The sequence below is a fragment of the Microvirga calopogonii genome, assembly GCF_003347665.1.
Lineage (GTDB): Bacteria > Pseudomonadota > Alphaproteobacteria > Rhizobiales > Beijerinckiaceae > Microvirga > Microvirga calopogonii.
Window position 1 is genome coordinate 1 of sequence record NZ_QDGA01000202.1, and the last position, 4,066, is coordinate 4,066.

A 4,066-nucleotide genomic window follows, 5' to 3' on the forward strand; every position below is an offset into this window, starting at 1 on the left:
CTTCAGTAGACGCTTCAGCAAGCGCTTGGCGGCCTTGGTGTCACGGCGTGTCTGGACGATCTCGTCAAGCACATAGCCGTCCTGGTCGACGGCCCGCCAGAGCCAGTGCTTCTGGCCCGCGATCGTGATCACGACCTCGTCGAGGTGCCAGATGTCGCGGCGGCTCGGCCTCTTGCGCCGGAGGCGGCGCGCGTAGTCCGGCCCGAACTTCAGCGCCCAGCGCCGGACGGTCTCATAGGAGACGACGATGCCGCGCTCGAGCAGCATCTCCTCGACCAGTCGCAGGCTCAGAGGAAAGCGAAAATACAACCACACTGCATGGGCAATGATCTCAGACGGGAACCGATGGCGCTTGTAGCTGACAGACTTGGTCATGCCGGCCCGTCTACACAGTCGCAATCAATCCCGAGTTAACGTGACAACGCCGGCCCATGGAACTGCATTCGACATCGTCGGCAAAGGTGTCGCGTCGACCGGTGCACTGGAGAACGCGGTGCGTCTGGCCGCGAAGCTTGCTCGCGGTGGGGGCGCTCGCTCGGCAGTGTGACGGATCAGATTTGGTTTGCCCGGCGGCCATCTCAGGTCCCAGGCGCCACGCGGTGCTGCTCGTCCGTAACATGTTCCATCCAGGTGACATGGTTGCCCTCGAGAGCCTCCTGCATGGCAATGTGGACCATGCCGATCGCGGGTGCAGCGCCGTGCCAGTGCTTCTCATCGGGTGGAATCCACACGGTATCGCCAGCCTTGATCTCCCTGACCGGGCCGCCCCAGGCCTGCACGCGCCCGACGCCCGAGATCACGTGGAGGGTCTGCCCGAGCGGGTGGGTGTGCCACGCCGTCCGGGCACCAGGCTCGAAGGTGACACGGTTCGCGCGAATGCGGGCCGGAGGAGGGGCATCGATAATTGGATCATGCCAAACGGTTCCGGTGAACGCCTCGGCCGAAGCTCGCTTTGTTGGGAACGTCCCTGCGACGTGGATCTCCATGGAATTCTCCCTGTAGTGAGATGGCGCGCCAAGCTGATCTACTAGAGATGCTTGATGCCGAAGCTCTCGATCAATGGAAGGAGTTCGTCCCGGGCGTCAATGCGATGCTGCCGGGTACGCTGGTGAGCATCGGCCACTCGCCCTTTCCGAACCGCCTCGACGATGTCCCTGTGGGCGGAGGCCGACCCGGTTGGCTTGGACCGGAGCTTGAGCGTGAGGATCCGCGCGCGGTGAGCCTGGTCGGTGATCGTCTGGGCGATCCTGCGGAGGCGCCTGTTGCCGCAACGTTCCACTAGGATGTGATGGAACTGGTCATCGGCGATGGCCCAGGCATGCAGATCATCCTTCCGAAGGGACTGTTCCATGCGTGTGGCCGCCTCCTCGAGTTCATCAGCCACGCGGCGGCGTTCATCATAGGGGAGGGCGGCAAGCAACTCTGCGGCTCTTCCCTCGATGGCGATGATCACGTCATAGATCTCCCGGATGTCCTCCGGAGCGAGGGGGCAGACCTGAACACCACGCTTGGAGAGAACGCGGACGAGGCCGTCCTCCTGAAGCCGAATGATTGCCTCATGCACCGGCGTTCGGCTCATGCCGAGCCGCAGGGCGATCTCCTGCTCCGACCCTTGATATCCAGGCGGGAAGACATTCTCGCGGATCGCCTCCTTCAGCGCCTTGTAGGCATCCTCCACCAGCGAAGGTTTCTTCGCAGTCTCCTGTGCCGTGCGCGCCTGCAGCTTGTCCACCATCTGGCCCTCCGGCTTCATCATGCCTCTCCTGAAGCTTCCATACAATGATAAATGGATGCTTGACAAAGGAGAAAACTGACATCAGCTTTCTTGCATTCCAACTTGCATGGAAGATGCAGGATCGTATCGCAGCCAGCCAAACGCTCACAAGAACCGGGCATTCAGCTGCAAAGGCGCATGGACCCTGAGGTGAGCGCAGCAAAGGCCAGACCTCAAAGGCCAGACCCGCCGACAGGGAGAGGCGCCGGTAGCTGACAACAAAGCCCTCAAGGGAAGGGAACACATTATGAAGAAAGCTCTTTCGGTCTTTACAGCAGCCTTGGGCCTCATCACGACGGGCGCACACGCACAGGGGGCCTATCCCACGCGTCCCATCACCGTGGTGGTTCCCTTCGCGGCCGGCGGCACGACCGATGTAGTGGCTCGCCTCATGGCCGATCACATGGGTCGCACACTCGGTCAGCAGCTCGTGATCGAAAATGTCACCGGGGCAGGAGGCACCGTCGGCGTCACCCGCGTGTCCAAGGCCGAGCCCGATGGCTATACGATCCTCATGGGCAATCTTGGAACTCAGGCGGCAAGCGTCGGTCTTTATCCCAAGCTGGCCTACGATCCGCGCACCGATTTCGAGCCGATCATGAATTCGGCATCGACGCCGATGCTCGTGGTCGCGAAGAAGGATCTGCCGGTCAAGGATTTCAAGGAATTCATTGCATATCTCAAGGCCAACGCTCCCAAGATGAACTATGGATCGGGCGGAGTAGGCTCGACCTCGCATCTGACATGCCTTTTCATGGAATCTCTCTTAGGGGTGAAGCCGCAACACGTGCCGTTCCGCGGCTCAGGTCCGGCCCTGACGGCACTGCTCGGTGGACAAGTTGATTATGTCTGCGATCAGACGGTCGCCATCGTGCCCACCGTCCAGGCGAAAGAGGCCAACGGACTGGTCGTTGCGGTTCAGAACCGCCTTCCGGTTATCCCGGATGTCCCGACATCTGCCGAGCAGGGACTCCCGCGATTCCAGGCGACAGGGTGGAACGCGCTCTTCGCGCCGAAGAGAACTCCCAAGGACATCGTCACGAAGCTGAACGCCGCAGCCAAGGCTGCGCTCAAGGACGGGACTACGCGCAAGCGCCTCCTCGACCTCGGCGCCGAACTCCCGGACGAAGCGGGCCAGACGCCTGAGGCTCTCGCCACACTCGTCAGCTCCGAGATCGACAAATGGGTCCCGGTCATCAAGGCCTCCGGCGTTACAGGGCAGTAACAATCGAGGGCGGATGTGGGTGGCTCCATAGCCCGCATCCGTCGTCGGAGCACTCACGACTGACAAACAGGTTTTCACATGACATCGGATCAGAGGAAGCGGTACCGGCTGGCAGTCATTCCAGGTGATGGAATCGGAAAGGAAACGACGCCTGAAGGCGTGCGTGTTCTGGAGGCAGCGGCCAAGAAGTTCGGTTTCGACCTCCAGCTCGATCACTTCGATTTCTCCTCCTATGACTACTACGCCAAGCATGGCCGCATGCTGCCGGAGGACTGGAAGGAACAGATCGGATCGCACGAGGCTATCTTCTTCGGTGCCGTGGGCTGGCCGGAGAAGATCCCGGACCATGTCTCGCTTTGGGGATCGCTGCTGCAGTTCCGGCGAGAATTCGACCAGTACATCAACCTGCGGCCCGTGCGCCTGATGCCTGGTGTGCCGACGCCGCTCGCCAATCGCAAGCCCGGCGACATCGACTTCTGGGTCGTGCGTGAGAACACCGAAGGCGAGTATTCTTCCGTTGGCGGCAAGATGTTTCCCGGCACCGACCGGGAGGTGGTCATCCAGGAGACGGTGATGACGCGCATCGGCGTCGACCGGGTCCTGCGGTTTGCGTTCGACCTGGCGCAGAAGCGGCCGAAGAAGCATCTGACCTCGGCGACCAAATCGAACGGCATTTCGATCACGATGCCTTATTGGGACGAGCGCGTGGAGGAGATGGCCAGGAAGTATTCCGATGTGAAATGGGACAAGTATCACATCGACATACTCACAGCCCATTTCGTCCTTCACCCGGACTGGTTCGACGTGGTGGTCGCCTCGAACCTGTTCGGCGATATCCTGTCCGATTTGGGTCCTGCCTGCACGGGAACGATCGGCATTGCGCCGTCCGGCAACATCAATCCGGATCGAAACTTTCCGTCCCTGTTCGAGCCTGTCCACGGGTCGGCGCCTGACATTGCCGGGCAGGGGATCGCAAACCCCATCGGCCAGATCTGGTCCGGCGCGATGATGCTGGAGCACCTAGGGGAATCGGAAGCGGCAGCAGCCATCGTTCGCGCCATCGAGGA

The 4,066-nt window shown here is 61.4% G+C and carries 5 protein-coding genes and 1 pseudogene; 3 read left to right on the forward strand and 3 right to left on the reverse strand.

Annotation, left to right across the window (positions count from 1 at the left end):
* Window positions 1–375 (reverse strand): IS6 family transposase (locus DDF70_RS35690; RefSeq protein ID WP_114948489.1); only part of this gene is annotated, 375 nt, incomplete at its 3' end.
* Window positions 376–418: 43 nt separating this feature from the next.
* Here DDF70_RS35690 and DDF70_RS35695 point away from each other — a divergent pair.
* Window positions 419–547 (forward strand): annotated as a pseudogene (locus DDF70_RS35695) (4-hydroxythreonine-4-phosphate dehydrogenase PdxA); the annotation flags it as partial.
* 31 nt (window positions 548–578) lie between these two features.
* Here DDF70_RS35695 and DDF70_RS35700 read toward each other — a convergent pair.
* Entirely contained in the window at window positions 579–986 is a 408-nt protein-coding gene (locus DDF70_RS35700; protein WP_114949185.1) for a (R)-mandelonitrile lyase, read from the reverse strand.
* Window positions 987–1,027: 41 nt separating this feature from the next.
* Window positions 1,028–1,753, reverse strand: a complete 726-nt coding sequence (locus DDF70_RS35705; RefSeq protein WP_245435785.1) for a GntR family transcriptional regulator — start codon at window positions 1,751–1,753, stop codon at window positions 1,028–1,030.
* Between the two features lie 268 nt (window positions 1,754–2,021).
* On the opposite strand from DDF70_RS35705, the gene DDF70_RS35710 reads away from it, so the two are divergent.
* Together DDF70_RS35710 and DDF70_RS35715 are read left to right on the forward strand one after the other, a co-directional pair.
* Window positions 2,022–2,999, forward strand: coding sequence for a tripartite tricarboxylate transporter substrate-binding protein (locus DDF70_RS35710; RefSeq protein WP_114949186.1), 978 nt, complete (start codon window positions 2,022–2,024; stop codon window positions 2,997–2,999).
* A gap of 78 nt (window positions 3,000–3,077) precedes the next feature.
* Window positions 3,078–4,066 (forward strand): tartrate dehydrogenase (locus DDF70_RS35715; protein WP_114949187.1); only part of this gene is annotated, 989 nt, incomplete at its 3' end.

What these genes read in the sequence shown, in the direction of transcription:
- DDF70_RS35705 (WP_245435785.1), bottom strand. Translation starts at nt 1,753, where the DNA reads ATGAAGCCGGAGGGCCAGATGGTGGACAAGCTGCAGGCGCGCACGGCA.
- DDF70_RS35700 (WP_114949185.1), bottom strand. Translation starts at nt 986, where the DNA reads ATGGAGATCCACGTCGCAGGGACGTTCCCAACAAAGCGAGCTTCGGCC.
- DDF70_RS35710 (WP_114949186.1), top strand. Translation starts at nt 2,022, where the DNA reads ATGAAGAAAGCTCTTTCGGTCTTTACAGCAGCCTTGGGCCTCATCACG.